Genomic DNA, 16,656 nt, shown 5'->3' with positions numbered 1-16,656 from the left:
AGACTCCGTTAGTGAATAAGCGGCTGCCAGAGGGTCATCAGCCCCTGCGTCAGCCCACCGCGCCAGCAAAGCGCGTCGTGTCCGCCGTCAACCTGACGCCAGTAAACCTGCTGCTGTGTGTGCAGTTCGTCGTAAATGGCCTGATTTGCGCGATAAATCAGCGGCTCGTTGCACCCGGCCTCAAGGACGATGCGCAGGCCGCGTGCGGTTTTTTCACCCGCTTTCAGTTGCGCGATAAGCAGCCCTTCCTGCTGCCCGCCGCGATGCGGCCACCAGTAAGAGCCGGACTGGCTCAGCACGCAGCCAAAACGCTGCGGCCAGTTTAGTGCGGCATAAAGCGAGGAGAGACCGCCGAAGCTCTGGCCTGCGACCACCGTACGGTCTGCGCGGTCGCTGAATGGCGTGCGTTGTTTTACAAGAGGGAGAAGTTCTTCCTGCACCGCCAGCCAGAAATCGGGGTTGCAGGGCAATTCGTTATTGCGATGCGCCATATCTATCACATCGATTAAAACGTAGACGGCAGGCGGCAGTTTGCGTCCGAGGGTAAGCGCCGTCAGCGCTGGCCAGACGGGCATGCTCTCGGCCCAGAACTGGCCGTCGAGCAGCACCGCCAGCGGGCGTTCCGGATCGTCATCGCCGGTGGTAAATATCCAGACGCGACGACGGTTGCCCAGTCGATTGCTCTGCCAGTCAATGCAGACCGGCTGCCGGTATGGCGTATTGGGGCGATCCCAGCCGGGCTGCACCGGAGCGTCGGGCATCTCCAGCGCAGAGACATCATGTCCCCTCCCGCCTCGCCAGCTCTGGGTATTAAGCGGGTCGGACATCGCCTGCGGCAGCAGCTTGCGCCAGCCTTCGCGCAGCGCCAGGCGATTCGGCTGCTCACCGTGAAACACATCGGGCGCGAAATCGTCTGTATTCTCTGAGGGGATAAAGCAGTAGCTGCCGCGCCACTGGGGGCTGAACTCGCCCTGCCATTGCCAGACGTCGGTATCCGGGATGCGTTCGAGGGATTGTGGGCGGGCATTTTTATGGTGATCGGTTACGCCGGTGATATACAGCCAGACGCGTTTCACCGCCGAGGTGTGTTGCGTTCCCGCCGGATCGCGCCACCAGAAGGTGACCCGATATTTCCCCTGTTCACGCACCCATTCCGGGCCGTTTTTCGACTGCCACCAGGCTTCACTTCCCGTTGTTAACACCGTCACCCTTCTAACCTCATGTTTAACAGTCTTTTTTGTTTCAGGACAAATTTTATTGATAATATTATTGATAACTATTTGCATTTGCAATAGCGTAATGCCCGCGCTGTGGGAAGCGCGTTCATAAGAAACCATAAAAGCGGGACATCCAATGAATAAGAAGATTCACTCTCTGGCCTTGCTGGTCAATTTAGGGATTTATGGCGTCGCGCTGCCTGCCATGGCAGACGACAACACCGCCTCCGCGCAGCATGAAGACACCATGGTGATCACCGCCGCCGAGCAGAATTTGCAGGCGCCGGGGGTTTCCACCATTACCGCCGATGAGATCCGTAAAAATCCGCCCGCGCGTGACGTGTCTGAAATCATCCGCACCATGCCAGGCGTTAACCTGACCGGTAACTCCACCAGCGGCCAGCGCGGTAACAACCGCCAGATTGATATCCGCGGTATGGGCCCGGAAAACACGCTGATCCTGATCGACGGCAAGCCGGTCACCAGCCGCAATTCGATTCGTCTGGGCTGGCGCGGCGAGCGCGACACCCGCGGTGATACCGGCTGGGTGCCGCCTGAGATGATCGAGCGTATTGAAGTGATCCGTGGCCCGGCCGCCGCGCGTTACGGCAACGGTGCGGCAGGTGGCGTGGTGAACATCATCACCAAAAAATTCGACGACCAGTGGCACGGCTCCTGGAACACCTATCTGAACGCGCCTGAACACAAGGATGAAGGTTCCACAAAACGCACCAACTTCAGCCTGAGCGGCCCGCTGGGCGGCGACTTCAGCTTCCGCATGTACGGTAACCTCGACAAAACCCAGGCCGATGCGTGGGACATCAACCAGGGCCATCAGTCCGAGCGTACCGGCGCCTATGCCAACACCCTGCCTGCAGGCCGTGAAGGGGTAGAAAACAAAGACATCAATGGCGTGGTGCGTTGGGACTTTGCGCCAATGCAGTCTCTGGAGTTTGAAGCGGGCTACAGCCGCCAGAACAACCTCTACGCCGGTGATACCCAGAACACCAACAACGACAATGCGCTGGTGAAGAAGAACTACGGTAAAGAGACCAACCGTATCTATCGTCAGAACTTCGCCGTCACGTGGAATGGCGGCTGGGATAACGGCATTACCACCAGCAACTGGGCACAGTACGAACACACCCGCAACTCGCGTCTGGGTGAAGGGCTGGCCGGAGGAACCGAAGGGCTGTTCAACAGCGATAAATTCACCGATACCGACCTGGCCGACGTCATGCTGCACAGTGAGATCAACCTGCCGATTGATTTCATCGTCAACCAGAACCTGACGCTGGGCACCGAGTGGAACCAGCAGCGCATGAAGGATTCCACCTCCTTCTCGCAAACCCTGCAGGGCGGGACCATTCCAGGGATGAGCGACGATCGCAGCCCCTATACCTCCGCAGAGATTTTCTCCCTGTTTGCGGAAAACAATATGGAGCTGACCGACAGCACCATGCTGACCCCGGCGCTGCGCTTCGACCATCACACCATCGTGGGTAACAACTGGAGCCCGTCCCTGAACCTGTCGCAGGGTCTGGGGGATGATTTCACCCTGAAGATGGGTATTGCGCGTGCTTACAAAGCACCGAGCCTGTACCAGACCAACCCGAACTACCTGTTATACAGCAAGGGCCAGGGCTGCTACGCCAGCTCTGACGGCGTGGGCTGCTACATGATGGGTAACGACGATTTGAAAGCCGAAACCAGCATCAACAAAGAGATTGGTCTGGAGTGGAAACGCGACGGCTGGCTGGCGGGCGTGACCTGGTTCCGCAACGACTATCGCAACAAGATTGAAGCGGGCTATGCGCCGATTGGCCAGACCTCCACCAGCAAAGTCACCACCGATATCTATCAGTGGGAGAACGTGCCGAAAGCGGTGGTTGAAGGCCTGGAAGGTTCCCTGAACGTGCCGGTCAGCGATACCATCAACTGGACCAACAACATCACTTACATGCTGCAGAGCAAGAACAAGGAGACCGGCGACCGTCTGTCGATCATCCCGGAGTACACGCTGAACTCTACCCTGAGCTGGCAGGTGCATCAGGATGTGTCGCTCCAGTCGACCTTCACCTGGTACGGCAAGCAGCAGCCGAAGAAGTACAATTACAAAGGTCAGCCGGTGACCGGGTCAGAGAAAGACGAGGTCAGCCCGTATAGCATCCTTGGCCTGAGCGCGACGTGGGACGTGACCAAAAATGTCAGCCTGACCGGCGGCGTGGATAACGTCTTCGACAAACGTCAGTGGCGTGCGGGTAATGCCCAGACCACCGGGAATACCTCGACGGGTGCCTATATGTACGGCGCAGGGGCTTATACCTATAATGAGCCAGGCCGCACGTGGTATATGAGCGTGAATACCCGATTCTGATACAGGCAGTGACTCCTCCCTCTCCCTGTGGGAGAGGGCCGGGGTGAGGGCGAGGTAAAAGCAAAACGGCAACCCCGTTGCCGTTTTTAGTGTTTGCTCCCTCTCCCCGTGGGAGAGGGCCGGGGTGAGGGCAACAGGCCGCACAATTCTGAAGGGAAAACCATGCACACAACCCACAGCACGTTCGTTCTCGCCAGCCTCACCGTTCACCGCATCACCTTCGACCCCACCACCTTCACCGACGCCGATCTCCTCTGGCTCCCCCATCACGCACAGCTGGCTGACGCCGGACGCAAACGCAAAGCCGAGCATCTGGCGGGCCGCATCGCCGCCGCGCATGCCTTACCTGGCCACGCCGTTCCCGGCATCGGCCCCAGCGGCGAACCGCTCTGGCCGGAGGGGTTTTCGGGTAGCATCACCCACAGCGGCACGCAGGCGATGGCGGTTGTGGTTCACCATCCTCATGCCCTTGTAGGTATCGATACAGAGGCGATCCTTTCCGACCGTGAAGCCCATGAAATCCAGGACGGTATCATCAATGCGCAGGAAGCGGCGTGTTTAACGCGTTCAGGCTACCCTTTTGCACAGGCGCTGACGCTCGCGTTTAGCGCGAAAGAAAGTTTGTTTAAAGCGCTGTTTCCGCAGGTAAAGATTTACATGGGTTTTGACTGTGCGAGAGTCGCAGCGTTAGATGATAAAACTCTTGTGCTGGTGCTTTCACACCCGGCTGGAGAATATGCGGAGGGCACACGTTTCACCCTCTTCTGGCACAAAAGGGATGACAGCGTGTTGACGCTGCTACAAGCCTGATGGCGCTTCGCTTATCAGGCCTACAAAGTTGGCTCGCGGTAGGCCGGGTAAGGCGAAGCCGCCACCCGGCATGAGGGGGCTCATTGAGCTGCAAGCGCTTTATAAAACGCGGGATCCTTCTGAATCACATTGAGAACCTTCGCCGCCAGCCCGGTTGGGTTACGACGTTTAGACTCCCAGCTTTTTATCGTATCAACGCTCGTGCCAAGCGCCTTCGCCATTTCGCTTTGAGTAACATTTAGCTGTTCTCTGATTGCGCGAACATCCGCGACTTCATAGCGAGTTACCCTGGAAGCGGCTTTCCTTCCGCTATGGATCTCAACGGCCTCTTCAAGCGAAGTTTTTAACTCATCAAAGATACTCATTCTATACCTTGAAACAATAAAAAGGAGTACATAGTACACCTCCGATTCAAGATATAATAAGCACTATTTGAAAAGTACAGGGCCAGATTCACAACAATCTGGCCCCTCAACTTTCAAACGCGTTATTCAGATCAAACTTCAAACATCCGGGAACATCACGCTATTCCCCGGCGCTTCCCGGTGCAGATGGATAAAGTTCAGGTGCCGTTCATACTGGTCCAGAATATCCGTAATCACCTGCTCCTTGCTGTAGTCCATCAAATCATTCCCCTGGCTGCCTTCCAGCAGGAAGGTCTCCAGCCGGTAGTAGGTCGATTTGCCGCTGCGCGCGCGGTAGGTAAACCCGGGCACCGAATACTGCTGCGGCCAGATCTGATAGACAAAGTTCTGCTCGTCGCCCATATGCACCAGCAGATCCAGATGCCCCAGGGTCTCGCCCTCTTCCGGCGGCAGGTTTTTCAGCTCCACGTAGGCACCGCGTAATCGCAACTCCTGCGCCACCTCTTCCATTGCCGGGTAACAGACCGTCTCCATCATCTGGCTGGTGTAACGCGTACCCGGGTAGTTCATCAGGCGCGAGAGACGCTTCTTCCAGCTCAGTCTGTCCTGGGCGCCCAGCGGGCGCGGCGCGGTATCGCGGCTGGCGCTGACGCGACGGTAGTCTTCCACCTTGAGCGATTTATACAGCCCGGCCATAACAAAGAAGATCACAAAGCTGAACGGCAGACCCATGATCACCGTGGTGTTCTGCAGGGCGGAAATCCCGTTGGTCATCAGCATGCCGAGCGTCAGCAGGCCGATGGCGACCGACCAGAAGATACGCAGCCAGTTTGGCGCATCGCTGTTGATGTCCTTCAGCTTCGAGGTGAAGTTCCCCAGCACCAGCGCACCGGAATCCGCCGAGGTGACGTAAAACAGCAGGCCGGTAATGGTGGCCACGGAGGCGCTAAAGGTGAACGCCGGGTATTGCGCCAGCAGGCTGTAGAATCCGCGCTCCGGGTGCGCCATCGCCTCCTGCGCAAACGCCGCGTCACCGTGGATGATCTCATGCAGCGCACTGTTGCCAAAGACCGACAGCCACAGCAGGGTAAAGGTGAACGGGATAATCAGCGTACCCATCACAAACTGGCGGATGGTGCGACCACGTGAAATACGCGCCAGGAACAGGCCGACAAACGGCGACCACGCCACCCACCACGCCCAGAAGAACAGCGTCCAGTTGTTCATCCACTCCACCGGGCGGTCAAAGGCGAAGCTGTTCAGCGTCATGCCCATAAAGCGGTTCACGTAGTCACCCACGTTCAGCACTAAGGCATTGAGCAGGAAAGAGGTGTCGCCCACAAACAGCACAAACAAAATCAGCCCCAGCGCCAGCGCGACGTTCAGCTCGGAGAGCACGCGGATCCCCTTATCCACGCCGGCAGTGACCGAGATGGTGGCGATAATCACCGACAGCGCGATCAGCGCGGCTTTCGCCGCCAGCGAATCCGGGATATCAAACAGCACGCTCAGCCCGTAGTTGAGCTGCACCACGCCGATCCCGAGCGTAGTGGCGATACCGAAGATGGTGCCGATCACCGCCGCAATATCGACGCTGTGCCCTATCGGGCCGTTAATCTTTTTACCGAAAATGGGGTACAGCGCAGAGCGAATGGTGAGGGGTAAATTATAACGATAGCTAAAGTATCCGAGCGCCATGCCCATCAGGGCGTACATCGACCAGCCGGTCAGTCCGTAGTGGAACAGCGTCCAGACCATCGCCTGGCGCGCGGCCTCCATCGTCTGCCCTGCCCCTTCCGGCGGCTGCATATATTGCGTGACCGGTTCGGCCACGGAGAAGAACATCAGGTCGATGCCGATACCGGCGGCAAACAGCATCGCCGCCCAGCTTAACAGACTAAACTCGGGTTTTGACTGCTCGGGCCCGAGCTTCACCGAACCAAAGCGCGAACAGGCAATGCAGACAACAAAGACAATATAGAGCGTCGCCGCCAGCAAATAGTACCAGCCGAAGGTCTTCGACACCCAGTTCAGGGTGCGCCCAATCCACTCGGCAGAGAAGTCGCTAAAGAAGATCGTCATCAGGGAAAACAACAAAATCAGTCCTGCGGATGTATAAAAAACAACCGGATTGATTTTGTCCTTTTCTCTGTCTTGCGAAAGATCTGTCATCCAGTATCCCCACTATTTTTGTAACTATTAAAATCCAAATCCGCAACAATTAAGACACATTTTATATTGAACGTCCAATCAAAAACCGCTTTAATGGTTAACCAACGCTGATGAATGGAGTGGCAAAAATGCCCAAAGTGGGGATGCAGCCGATCCGGCGCAGGCAACTGATCAACGCCACGCTGGAAGCAATAAATGAAGTGGGAATGCATGACGCAACCATCGCGCAGATCGCCCGTCGGGCGGGTGTCTCAACCGGGATCATCAGTCACTACTTCAAAGATAAAAATGGCCTGCTGGAAGCGACCATGCGCGACATCACCGGCCAGCTGCGCGACGCGGTTCTGAGCCGCCTGCATGCCCTGCCGGATGGCAGCGCAGAGCAACGATTGCAGGCGATTGTCGGCGGCAACTTTGATGAAACCCAGATCAGCAGCGCGGCAATGAAAGCCTGGCTGGCCTTCTGGGCGAGCAGCATGCATCAGCCGATGCTCTACCGGTTGCAACAGGTAAGCAGCCGCCGTTTGCTTTCAAATCTGGTGTACGAATTCCGCCGCGAACTGCCGCGTGAACAGGCGCAGGAGGCGGGTTACGGGCTTGCAGCGCTGATCGACGGGCTGTGGCTGCGCGCCGCGCTAAGCGGCAAACCGCTGGATAAAAACGTAGCCCAGTCGCTCACCAGCCACTTTATCAGCCAGCATTTACCGACCGAATAACCGAGGAGAATTTATGTCCCGAATGGCAGAACAGCAGCTTTATATCAATGGTGGTTATACATCCGCCACCAGCGGTCGCACCTTCGAGACCATTAACCCGGCTAACGGCGACGTTCTGGCGACCGTACAGGCCGCCGGGCGCGAAGATGTCAATCGCGCCGTCGAGAGTGCCCGGCAAGGGCAAAAAATCTGGGCGGCAATGACCGCCATGGAGCGCTCGCGCATTCTGCGTCGCGCCGTCGATATCCTGCGCGAGCGGAACGACGAACTGGCGAAGCTGGAAACCCTCGACACCGGTAAAGCGTATTCGGAAACCTCAACCGTGGATATCGTCACCGGTGCGGACGTGCTGGAGTACTACGCGGGGCTGATCCCGGCGCTGGAAGGCAGCCAGATCCCACTGCGCGATACCTCTTTCGTCTACACCCGTCGCGAGCCGCTGGGCGTGGTGGCGGGTATTGGCGCGTGGAACTACCCGATCCAGATCGCCCTGTGGAAATCCGCCCCGGCGCTGGCGGCGGGCAACGCGATGATCTTCAAGCCGAGCGAAGTCACCCCCCTCACCGCCCTGAAGCTTGCGGAAATCTACACCGAAGCGGGCCTGCCGGACGGCGTGTTTAACGTTCTGCCGGGCGTGGGCGCGGAGACCGGCCAGTACCTGACCGAACACCCGGGCATCGCGAAAGTCTCCTTCACCGGTGGCGTCGCCAGCGGCAAAAAGGTGATGGCGAACTCGGCGGCCTCGTCCCTGAAAGAGGTGACGATGGAGCTGGGCGGCAAATCCCCGCTGATTGTATTTGACGATGCGGATCTCGATCTCGCTGCCGACATCGCGATGATGGCCAACTTCTTCAGCTCCGGCCAGGTCTGCACCAACGGCACCCGCGTGTTCGTACCCGCGAAGTTCAAGGCCGCGTTTGAGCAGAAAATTGTTGAGCGCGTGGGCCGCATCCGCGCGGGCGATCTGTTCGATGAAAGCACCAACTTTGGCCCGCTGGTCAGCTTCCCGCACCGCGACAGTGTGCTGCGCTATATCGCCAAAGGCAAAGAGGAAGGTGCGCGCGTGCTGTGCGGCGGCGACGTGCTGAAGGGCGAAGGCTTTGACAACGGCGCGTGGGTCGCCCCGACCGTGTTCACCGACTGCACCGACGAGATGACCATTGTGCGCGAAGAGATCTTCGGGCCGGTGATGTCCATCCTCACCTATGAATCTGAAGAAGAAGCTCTCCGCCGCGCCAACGATACCGACTACGGGCTGGCGGCAGGCATCGTGACGGCCGATCTGAACCGGGCCCATCGAGCGATTCATCAGCTTGAGGCGGGTATTTGCTGGATCAACACCTGGGGTGAATCCCCGGCAGAGATGCCGGTTGGCGGCTACAAACACTCCGGTATCGGCCGCGAAAACGGCGTGATGACGCTCCAGAGTTACACCCAGGTGAAGTCCATCCAGGTTGAGATGGATAAATTCCAGTCCATATTTTAACCGGGAGGTTTTTTTGCAATTTGACTACATCATTATTGGTGCCGGCTCTGCCGGCAACGTTCTGGCAACACGACTGACTGAAGATCCGAATACCACCGTTCTGCTGCTTGAAGCGGGCGGCCCGGATTACCGCTTTGACTTCCGCACCCAGATGCCTGCCGCACTGGCATTCCCGCTGCAGGGCAAGCGCTACAACTGGGCGTACGAAACCGAGCCAGAGCCCTATATGAATAACCGCCGCATGGAGTGCGGACGCGGTAAAGGGCTGGGCGGGTCGTCGCTGATCAACGGCATGTGCTACGTGCGCGGCAACGCGATGGATCTGGACAACTGGGCAAAAGAGCCGGGTCTGGAGCACTGGAGCTACCTCAACTGCCTGCCCTACTACCGTAAGGCTGAAACCCGCGACGTGGGTCCAAACGACTACCACGGCGGCGACGGCCCGGTGAGCGTCACCACCTCCAAACCGGGCGTGAACCCGCTGTTTGAGGCAATGGTGGAAGCGGGCGTACAGGCGGGCTACCCGCGCACGGACGATCTCAACGGCTATCAGCAGGAAGGCTTCGGCCCGATGGACAGAACGGTTACGCCACAGGGCCGACGCGCCAGCACCGCGCGCGGCTATCTGGACCAGGCGAAGCAGCGCCCGAACCTGACCATCTGCACCCACGCCATGACCGATCGCATTCTCTTTGACGGCAAGCGCGCCGTGGGCGTCGAGTGGCTGGAAGGCGAAAGCACCATCCCGTCCAAAGCATCGGCAAACAAAGAGGTGCTGCTGTGCGCCGGGGCAATTGCCTCTCCGCAGATCCTGCAACGCTCCGGCGTGGGCAACGCGGAACTGCTGAAGCAGTTTGATATTCCGCTGGTGCATGACCTGCCAGGCGTGGGCGAAAACCTGCAGGATCACCTGGAGATGTATCTCCAGTACGAATGCAAAGAGCCGGTCTCCCTCTACCCTGCCCTGCAGTGGTGGAACCAGCCGAAGATTGGCGCCGAGTGGCTGTTTGGCGGCACCGGCGTGGGGGCGAGCAACCACTTCGAGGCGGGTGGGTTTATCCGCAGCCGCGAGGAGTTCGAGTGGCCGAACATTCAGTATCACTTCCTGCCGGTGGCGATTAACTACAACGGCTCCAACGCGGTGAAAGAGCACGGCTTCCAGTGTCACGTTGGGTCGATGCGCTCACCAAGCCGCGGGCATGTGCGTATTAAATCACGCGATCCGCACCAGCATCCGGCGATCCTGTTCAACTATATGTCCCACGAGCAGGACTGGCAGGAATTCCGCGATGCGATCCGCATCACCCGCGAAATCATGCATCAGCCCGCGCTGGACAAATACCGTGGCCGCGAAATCAGCCCGGGGGTTGAGTGCCAGACCGACGAACAGCTGGACGAGTTTGTGCGCAACCACGCCGAAACCGCCTTCCACCCGTGTGGAAGCTGCAAAATGGGCTATGACGAGATGGCGGTAGTCGATGGCGAAGGCCGCGTTCACGGGCTGGAAGGGTTACGCGTGGTGGATGCGTCGATCATGCCGCAGATCATCACCGGCAACCTGAACGCCACCACCATTATGATCGGTGAGAAAATTGCTGATGCCATTCGCGGGCGCGAGCCGCTGGCGAAGAGTACAGCGGCATATTACGTGGCGAACGGAGCGCCGGTAAGACGCTGAGTGGTTCCCCCTCTCCCCAAAGGGAGAGGGGACAGATCTTATCCTTCAGGCATTGCGGAAGAGTGATGGGAGGAAATTTTCCACTCTTTTCCGTCCCACGCATAGGTGAAGGTATAGCGGGCAGTCACGGTCGATTTATCGGCGAAAGTGAAGGTATACGTTCCGGTATCAATAGCTTTATTGCAGCCCAGACGAATGGTGCGGCTATCAATTTTCCCGTAAGGCTTCTTCTTCAGAAAATCCTGGAAGTAATCCACGCGCTCCTGATCGGTCAGTCGCACCTGATTTGAAATTGTCGGTAGCAGAACCGCATCACTCAGATAATTTTCCGCCACTTTATGGGCATCGCCTGTTTGTAATGAGGCATTCCATCTGTCAAAGAGTGCTTCAATTTGCGGGTTATCTGCCTTTACACAGTCCTGTGCGGTGGCAGCAAAAGCAGAAGACGAGGCAAGACCGAGAAGTGCAGCAAGAGAGAGTAACGTTTTCATAAACCATTTTCCTTATGTGGTTTTGTTCCTGTGGGGCGCACTATCCGTTTTATTCCGCTGCGTGACAATCTCCATTACTTATTATTACGCTTTTTACAGAAGTGAGAGAAAAGGTCAGTTTTTATACCGCCAGACAAGTCCATCAAAACAAAACCACCAAAAAAAACAATAAGTTAAATTGTAATTTTATTTTCATAAGATTTTACGCATTGAATAATTTTGTTACCTTTAATTTCAACATACAACAAATGTTGAAATTACAACTTTTTGTTTAATCTATATCATTGCCCTCAACTCATTAAGCACTCTTGAGAGGATGGCAGTATGCCGAACAGTAAGTTATGTCTGAATGTCTCCCTGGTTATCCTGAGCCTGATGCTCAGCGGCTGCGTGATCAGGGATCATCACTCCACCGATCGCCATCATCCGGATCATCATCACTGGCACCATGATCCTTCCCATGCACATGGCTGGCATGATTTTCATGGGCATCACGGCCATCGTTGATCCCCATGCACGGCTGGCACGCCCGGTTTCAGGGCGTGTTTTATAATTAACCTCTGGCGCTGCCGACAACCAGAGTGAAGACGATATCCACATGACAACTTTCCGCGTCAGAGACATTTTTATCCTGGGGTTTCTCAACTTCGCCTTGTTTGTTGGGGCCGGTAATATCATTTTTCCGCCCCTGATCGGCTTACAGGCAGGAACATCCGTCTGGTATGCCGCAATGGGCTTTTTATTGACGGGTGTCGGGTTGCCGGTGATGACCGCCATTGCCATGGCGAAAGCCGGCGGATCGCTGCAGGCAATAACCCAGCCCACCGGACGCCTCTGCAGTCTGGTCCTGACTATTGCCTGTTATCTTTGTATCGGACCGCTGTTCGCCATTCCGCGAACCGCCACCGTCTCGTACGAACTGGCATTACAACATTATCATCCTGGCGCGTATGGCTTAGCCTGGTGGAGCCTGAGCTTTTTCGCGCTGGTCGTTCTGATCTCCCTTCATCCCGGCCGCCTTCTCGATACGGTAGGCAAGTTCCTGTCGCCTTTGAAAATCGTGGCGCTTCTGGTACTGACAATCACGGCGATGCTCGTACCAGCGGGGGCTCCCCTGCCTCCACAGGGTCTGTATGCCACCTCCCCTTTTTCTCAGGGGATCACCAATGGTTATCTGACGATGGATACGCTGGCAGCCCTGGTCTTTGGGCTGGTGATTGTCAGAGCGATTCAATCCAGAGGGGTGACCTCTCCCCGCCTTATTACTCGTTATGCGTTCTGTTCCGGCCTGATTGCAGGCGTGGGCCTTGTCGTGGTGTATGCAGGCCTGTTCCGGCTTGGCCTGAGTAGCAGCGGGCTGACTGATGGGGCAACAAACGGCGCTCAGGTGCTCAGTGCTTATGTCCACTTTAGCTATGGGCCTGGCGGCGACATTTTTCTGGGGGTGTTGATGACCCTTGCCTGCCTGGTTACCGCTGTCGGGCTGACATCGGCCTGTGGCGCCTGGTTCAGCGACCATACCCGCTTTAGCTATCGAACCTGCATCTGGTTTTTTGCCATCGTCTCCATGCTGATATCGAATATCGGGTTGACCCAATTGATTGCGTTATCGGTGCCGGTTCTGACGGCGATTTATCCGGTGTTTGTTGTACTTATCGTGACCTTTTTCATGCGAACAACCTTCCACTCACCAGCGCGGGTCATTGTCCCTGCGGCATTCGTTACCTTTCTGTTTGGTCTGGCTGAGGCACTTAGCGCCGCGGGCGGCCCCTTATGGCTGACAACGCTCAGTGCCAGGATGCCGCTACATAATCAGGGTTTGGCCTGGCTGCTACCTGCTGTCGGCATACTTTGCGTAACGTTCGTGAATGACCAGCTACGGTATAAATCAAAAAATCACTGAGGAATCGAGATGTTTGAAGACAATCAAAAAAAACTCTATGTCGTTGTTAACCGCACGCAGGATCCGGCGTTGCTGCTGAATGCCACGGCCCACCTGGCCGCCGGGATCATGCGCAAGGCGGATGATGTCCTCTTCCATGACTACCCAAACGCTGAAAGCGGGCTGAATGCTTATCTTAGCCATTACCCGGTCGTGATCCTGCAGGCCAAAAACAGCAATCAGTTAAAAACCGCGGCACTGAAATCTCAGGAAGCGGGGATCCCGTTTAATTTCTTTACGACGACGATGCTTGGCCCCTCCTCTGAAGCCCAGATTCAGGCAACGAAAGAAACCACGCTTGAAGCACTGGAATTCGTCGCCATTGCGCTCTACGGGGATACGGAAGCGATAGCGCCGATAACCAGAAAATTTTCTGTTTTTAAGCTGGCCTGAGAAGGTGCGCTGGCTCACACAAAATTAAACACTAAGTTTAATTTACAACTAAGTGTTGATACTATTTTTCCACCCGATTTGGGTGATACAGAAGTATGTTGTGACAGGCCTTTATATGAATAGCTACCTTTTTCTTTTTATATCAATTGTTTGTGAAGTTATTGCAACAACAGCATTAAAATTATCCGACAGCTTTACCCGGCTATGGCCTGCCACCGTTACGGTTCTTTTCTACCTTCTTGCGTTTTGGTCGTTAACCATTCCCATGCGAACCATACCGACGGGCATTATCTATGCGATATGGTCAGGAGCCGGAATTGTCCTGATTAGTCTGGTGGGATGGGTTGTTTATGGCCAAAAACTGGATATGGCCGCCCTGGCAGGGATGGGGCTGATCATTGCGGGTGTGGTGGTGATAAACCTGTTTTCGAATTCATCAGGTCATTGAAAAGCGCTATCCCGCCTGGTTTTACGTCATACGGTACAAATTATGATCAAAAATTTTCTCGTTATTTTTGTGGTGTTGCTGTTCCTCCTCTTATCCCTTGAGGTCTTTTTTATCGAAAAACGTCATGTTAATTATTTTCGAGATGGCGTAAGAAACGTTGAGGAGGTGTTATCTTTGTGGGAGGAACATTAAATCCGGACTGTCGTTTAATATTTAATCATTTATTACCACCGCAGCACAAACATATTATTACTTTTGTTAAATATTCAACGTAATGTTTTATCAATGTAAAGTATTGTCGTATATTTGACAGCAGATTTATCAGATGCTTATCAGCGTTAATCTTATGAATAGGCAATAACTATTATGTACTCTCTACTGAGGTGGCTAAACTGTATTTATAGAGTATTTTATTTGTTAAAAAGGTAGATGAGTGGAAATAACAAAATTATGGATTTCATTAGGCACTATTGTCAGTCCCATCACAGGCACCTTCTTTACCAAAATAATCACGCAACATAACCATAAATATTTATTGTGGTATAAAGGTGATTATCTTATCAAACCGGGTGATAAAATTACGGTTAACAACAACGGTTTTATTATTTCCGAAAAATTACGCACCGTAAACATTATACAAATTGATAAATACAGTCCGACACTCTGGCGAGTCATGCACAACATGTCCAGCTGCCCGGGTGACAGAGAGCCTGAAACCCCGTATTGCGCTTCGACAACACGATGCATTTTCAAAACCTGCCCTCACGGCAAAACACGCTTAACGCCATAACAGTGAGAAAAGATTGCCTGAGCCTCTTTTAGCAGAGGCTTTTTTAGGCGCTGCTGGCAGATCAAATCACGCTAAAGATAGCTTATCGTATAAATTAATTTCCCGTTTGCAGTTCCTGCCGTAACACTATCTTCTGTCTGGATATATCTTGCAGAAAGGGGAATGGTTATACTACCTGTACCATCAGAAGGAAGTCCTCCGGTAATCGGGAGGCCGAAATCAATGATATTTGTATCTGCAGTAGCAACATCTCCTGCACTAATCTGGATCCCAATTCCCGTAGCGGCATCTGATGTACTATTATCAACTGACATGATCCCATTAGTAGCATCAATTAGTGAGCTAACGGATGAAAATGATATAGACCATGCGTTATTTTTAAATGTGCCTGTAGAAATGGTGCCATTATCTGACGATACATTATCCCAGGAGGTCACCTGGCTTCCATTAAATACTTCGCAATTGGTTAGATGTATATCTGACTGGACCCAAGGAGTTGTACTACCTTTTCCGTTAAAACTACTGGTGGTCCATTTTCCGAGTAAAATAGTATAATCTGGCGTAGTACAGGTCGGGAGTGACACATCTATGGAACCAGAAAATGATAATGTGAACAGGTCTACGGCACTGGTCTTTCTGCCTAAAGCCATATTCATTGTAGGGAAATTAGCAGCATTTATTACGCCTGGACTTACCGGGCCAGTCTTTACTAAAGTAAGATAGATGCTCAACATAGAATTCGATTCAGTACAGCTGGTACTGGCAACACACGAACCACTCCCTATATCTGCAGGAATAGCACTATGGGCACTAAGCATAGAGTAAGTTAATCCAACACCCGGGAGCCCTGTTTCATAAATTTTTCCTGCCCATGAAGCCCATGATGTACTTTCCGATGGTATTACCGTGCCTGACCAACCAGATAAAGGCTGAGGGGTACTTGTCATGGTTGTTATGTAAAACCACGACTCCGCTTTATCACAATTCACAGTAACACTACTAAATCCAGGCCGATATCGCTGCTGATATAACACTGTACCATCAGGCATATCATTACTTACTGAAATTTTTGCATAATTCAATGGTGTCGAAACAATACTCCCCCCCTTAAAAGATGACGTACTGCTTAGTGAACAGGTTACAGCCATTACCGCTTTTGAAATTACCATCAGAAACAGAAATATCACCGCCCCTGCCTTTACGGAAATGTTCATTCAACCCTCATCAATCAGCCAAAATGGTTACGGTATGTTTGATACATCAAGCCCACCTTAAACAGCTCGGCATCAGATTTAATATACAGTTTATCCATCAGGCGCCGCTTATAGGTGCTGATCGTTTTAATTGATAAACCATAGTGTCTGGACATGTTATGCGGCGATATCCCAAGAATAAACCAGGACAGCACGCGCAACTCCTGCGTTGAAAGTTTTAAGTGTGTTCTTGTTCGTACAAGGTGTTTTTTTGCTTCATACTGTCGGTTTATTCTCCGGGACAGAAACTCCTGCATTTCGCGGGCATTGTAACGCGCGGTCAAATAATCCCATTGCTTTTCCAGGCAAAAAATTCTGACCAGCGATTCCATGTCCGGCCCTGCAATAATCATATGTTCATTATTGGCTGTCCGCATCCACGCACCAGTCTCATCTGAACGGATTTTACACAGCGTATATTTTTTCGCTAAAAGTGGATGCGAGGCGATCAGTTCCACCATGGCTGAAAAGAAAAATTCATTATCAGTAAATACACAAACTAAAACTTTCATTAGCGT

Annotated in this window: 16 protein-coding genes; 10 read left to right on the top strand and 6 right to left on the bottom strand. The window is 54.0% G+C overall.

Features of this window, described 5'->3' with window-relative positions:
• Positions 1–8 precede the first annotated feature (8 nt).
• On the bottom strand, positions 9–1,286 hold the full coding sequence (gene fes, locus AK59_RS0121165) for an enterochelin esterase (protein WP_269319538.1): 1,278 nt from the start codon (positions 1,284–1,286) through the stop codon (positions 9–11).
• A gap of 67 nt (positions 1,287–1,353) precedes the next feature.
• On the opposite strand from fes, the gene AK59_RS0121160 reads away from it, so the two are divergent.
• Both AK59_RS0121160 and entD read left to right on the top strand, forming a co-directional pair.
• A complete protein-coding gene (locus AK59_RS0121160; protein WP_013097643.1) occupies positions 1,354–3,594 on the top strand; it encodes a TonB-dependent siderophore receptor in 2,241 nt (746 codons plus the stop codon).
• A gap of 162 nt (positions 3,595–3,756) precedes the next feature.
• Positions 3,757–4,404, top strand: a complete 648-nt coding sequence (entD, locus tag AK59_RS0121155; RefSeq protein ID WP_029883754.1) for an enterobactin synthase subunit EntD — start codon at positions 3,757–3,759, stop codon at positions 4,402–4,404.
• Positions 4,405–4,484: 80 nt separating this feature from the next.
• Here the strand turns inward: entD and nadS are convergent, their stop codons facing one another.
• On the bottom strand, positions 4,485–4,769 hold the full coding sequence (gene nadS / locus AK59_RS0121150; RefSeq protein WP_013097645.1) for a NadS family protein: 285 nt from the start codon (positions 4,767–4,769) through the stop codon (positions 4,485–4,487).
• Between the two features lie 138 nt (positions 4,770–4,907).
• On the bottom strand, positions 4,908–6,941 hold the full coding sequence (gene betT, locus AK59_RS0121145) for a choline BCCT transporter BetT (RefSeq protein ID WP_029883753.1): 2,034 nt from the start codon (positions 6,939–6,941) through the stop codon (positions 4,908–4,910).
• 128 nt (positions 6,942–7,069) lie between these two features.
• Here betT and betI point away from each other — a divergent pair, with 128 nt between their 5' ends.
• Genes betI through betA form a run of 3 tightly spaced genes read left to right on the top strand, consistent with a single transcriptional unit; the run spans position 7,070 to position 10,821 of the window.
• Positions 7,070–7,657, top strand: a complete 588-nt coding sequence (betI, locus tag AK59_RS0121140; protein ID WP_013097647.1) for a transcriptional regulator BetI — start codon at positions 7,070–7,072, stop codon at positions 7,655–7,657.
• Between the two features lie 13 nt (positions 7,658–7,670).
• On the top strand, positions 7,671–9,143 hold the full coding sequence (betB, locus tag AK59_RS0121135) for a betaine-aldehyde dehydrogenase (RefSeq protein WP_029883752.1): 1,473 nt from the start codon (positions 7,671–7,673) through the stop codon (positions 9,141–9,143).
• A 13-nt stretch (positions 9,144–9,156) separates the two neighbouring features.
• Complete coding sequence (betA, locus tag AK59_RS0121130; RefSeq protein ID WP_029883751.1) at positions 9,157–10,821, top strand: choline dehydrogenase; 1,665 nt, start codon at positions 9,157–9,159, stop codon at positions 10,819–10,821.
• A gap of 38 nt (positions 10,822–10,859) precedes the next feature.
• Here betA and AK59_RS0121125 read toward each other — a convergent pair whose 3' ends face one another.
• Positions 10,860–11,312 (bottom strand): SgcJ/EcaC family oxidoreductase, encoded by a 453-nt coding sequence (locus AK59_RS0121125; protein ID WP_029883750.1) that lies wholly within the window; start codon positions 11,310–11,312, stop codon positions 10,860–10,862.
• Positions 11,313–11,636: 324 nt separating this feature from the next.
• Between AK59_RS0121125 and AK59_RS1000000125070 the strand changes: the two genes are divergently transcribed.
• The 5 genes from AK59_RS1000000125070 to AK59_RS1000000125065 all read left to right on the top strand — a co-directional run bounded on the left by AK59_RS1000000125070 (position 11,637) and on the right by AK59_RS1000000125065 (position 14,885).
• Positions 11,637–11,819, top strand: a complete 183-nt coding sequence (locus tag AK59_RS1000000125070; RefSeq protein WP_154819466.1) for a hypothetical protein — start codon at positions 11,637–11,639, stop codon at positions 11,817–11,819.
• Between the two features lie 91 nt (positions 11,820–11,910).
• The gene (gene brnQ / locus AK59_RS0121115; protein WP_029883749.1) at positions 11,911–13,215 is read left to right on the top strand and encodes a branched-chain amino acid transport system II carrier protein; all 1,305 of its coding nucleotides are present in this window, start codon (positions 11,911–11,913) and stop codon (positions 13,213–13,215) included.
• Between the two features lie 9 nt (positions 13,216–13,224).
• Positions 13,225–13,647, top strand: coding sequence for a DUF2000 domain-containing protein (locus AK59_RS0121110; protein ID WP_029883748.1), 423 nt, complete (start codon positions 13,225–13,227; stop codon positions 13,645–13,647).
• 115 nt (positions 13,648–13,762) lie between these two features.
• A complete protein-coding gene (locus tag AK59_RS0121105; RefSeq protein ID WP_029883747.1) occupies positions 13,763–14,095 on the top strand; it encodes an SMR family transporter in 333 nt (110 codons plus the stop codon).
• A gap of 433 nt (positions 14,096–14,528) precedes the next feature.
• Positions 14,529–14,885 carry a hypothetical protein gene (locus tag AK59_RS1000000125065; RefSeq protein ID WP_156037812.1) on the top strand — a complete coding sequence of 119 codons (357 nt, stop codon included), beginning with the start codon at positions 14,529–14,531 and terminating at the stop codon, positions 14,883–14,885.
• A 71-nt stretch (positions 14,886–14,956) separates the two neighbouring features.
• On the opposite strand, the gene AK59_RS1000000125060 is transcribed toward AK59_RS1000000125065, so the two are convergent.
• Entirely contained in the window at positions 14,957–16,099 is a 1,143-nt protein-coding gene (locus AK59_RS1000000125060) for a fimbrial protein (protein ID WP_156037811.1), read from the bottom strand.
• Positions 16,100–16,113: 14 nt separating this feature from the next.
• Entirely contained in the window at positions 16,114–16,650 is a 537-nt protein-coding gene (locus AK59_RS0121095; protein ID WP_029883746.1) for a helix-turn-helix transcriptional regulator, read from the bottom strand.
• Positions 16,651–16,656 lie beyond the last annotated feature (6 nt).

The sequence above is a fragment of the Enterobacter sp. T1-1 genome (assembly GCF_000710795.1).
GTDB classification, from domain to species: domain Bacteria; phylum Pseudomonadota; class Gammaproteobacteria; order Enterobacterales; family Enterobacteriaceae; genus Enterobacter; species Enterobacter cloacae.
This window is presented reverse-complemented; position numbering and strand designations above follow the sequence as displayed.

Coding starts and splice junctions, on each gene's coding strand:
- fes (WP_269319538.1), bottom strand. CDS start 1,286: ATGCAAATAGTTATCAATAATATTATCAATAAAATTTGTCCTGAAACA.
- AK59_RS0121160 (WP_013097643.1), top strand. CDS start 1,354: ATGAATAAGAAGATTCACTCTCTGGCCTTGCTGGTCAATTTAGGGATT.
- entD (WP_029883754.1), top strand. CDS start 3,757: ATGCACACAACCCACAGCACGTTCGTTCTCGCCAGCCTCACCGTTCAC.
- nadS (WP_013097645.1), bottom strand. CDS start 4,769: ATGAGTATCTTTGATGAGTTAAAAACTTCGCTTGAAGAGGCCGTTGAG.
- betT (WP_029883753.1), bottom strand. CDS start 6,941: ATGACAGATCTTTCGCAAGACAGAGAAAAGGACAAAATCAATCCGGTT.
- betI (WP_013097647.1), top strand. CDS start 7,070: ATGCCCAAAGTGGGGATGCAGCCGATCCGGCGCAGGCAACTGATCAAC.
- betB (WP_029883752.1), top strand. CDS start 7,671: ATGTCCCGAATGGCAGAACAGCAGCTTTATATCAATGGTGGTTATACA.
- AK59_RS0121125 (WP_029883750.1), bottom strand. CDS start 11,312: ATGAAAACGTTACTCTCTCTTGCTGCACTTCTCGGTCTTGCCTCGTCT.
- AK59_RS1000000125070 (WP_154819466.1), top strand. CDS start 11,637: ATGCCGAACAGTAAGTTATGTCTGAATGTCTCCCTGGTTATCCTGAGC.
- brnQ (WP_029883749.1), top strand. CDS start 11,911: ATGACAACTTTCCGCGTCAGAGACATTTTTATCCTGGGGTTTCTCAAC.
- AK59_RS0121110 (WP_029883748.1), top strand. CDS start 13,225: ATGTTTGAAGACAATCAAAAAAAACTCTATGTCGTTGTTAACCGCACG.
- AK59_RS0121105 (WP_029883747.1), top strand. CDS start 13,763: ATGAATAGCTACCTTTTTCTTTTTATATCAATTGTTTGTGAAGTTATT.
- AK59_RS1000000125060 (WP_156037811.1), bottom strand. CDS start 16,099: ATGAACATTTCCGTAAAGGCAGGGGCGGTGATATTTCTGTTTCTGATG.
- AK59_RS0121095 (WP_029883746.1), bottom strand. CDS start 16,650: ATGAAAGTTTTAGTTTGTGTATTTACTGATAATGAATTTTTCTTTTCA.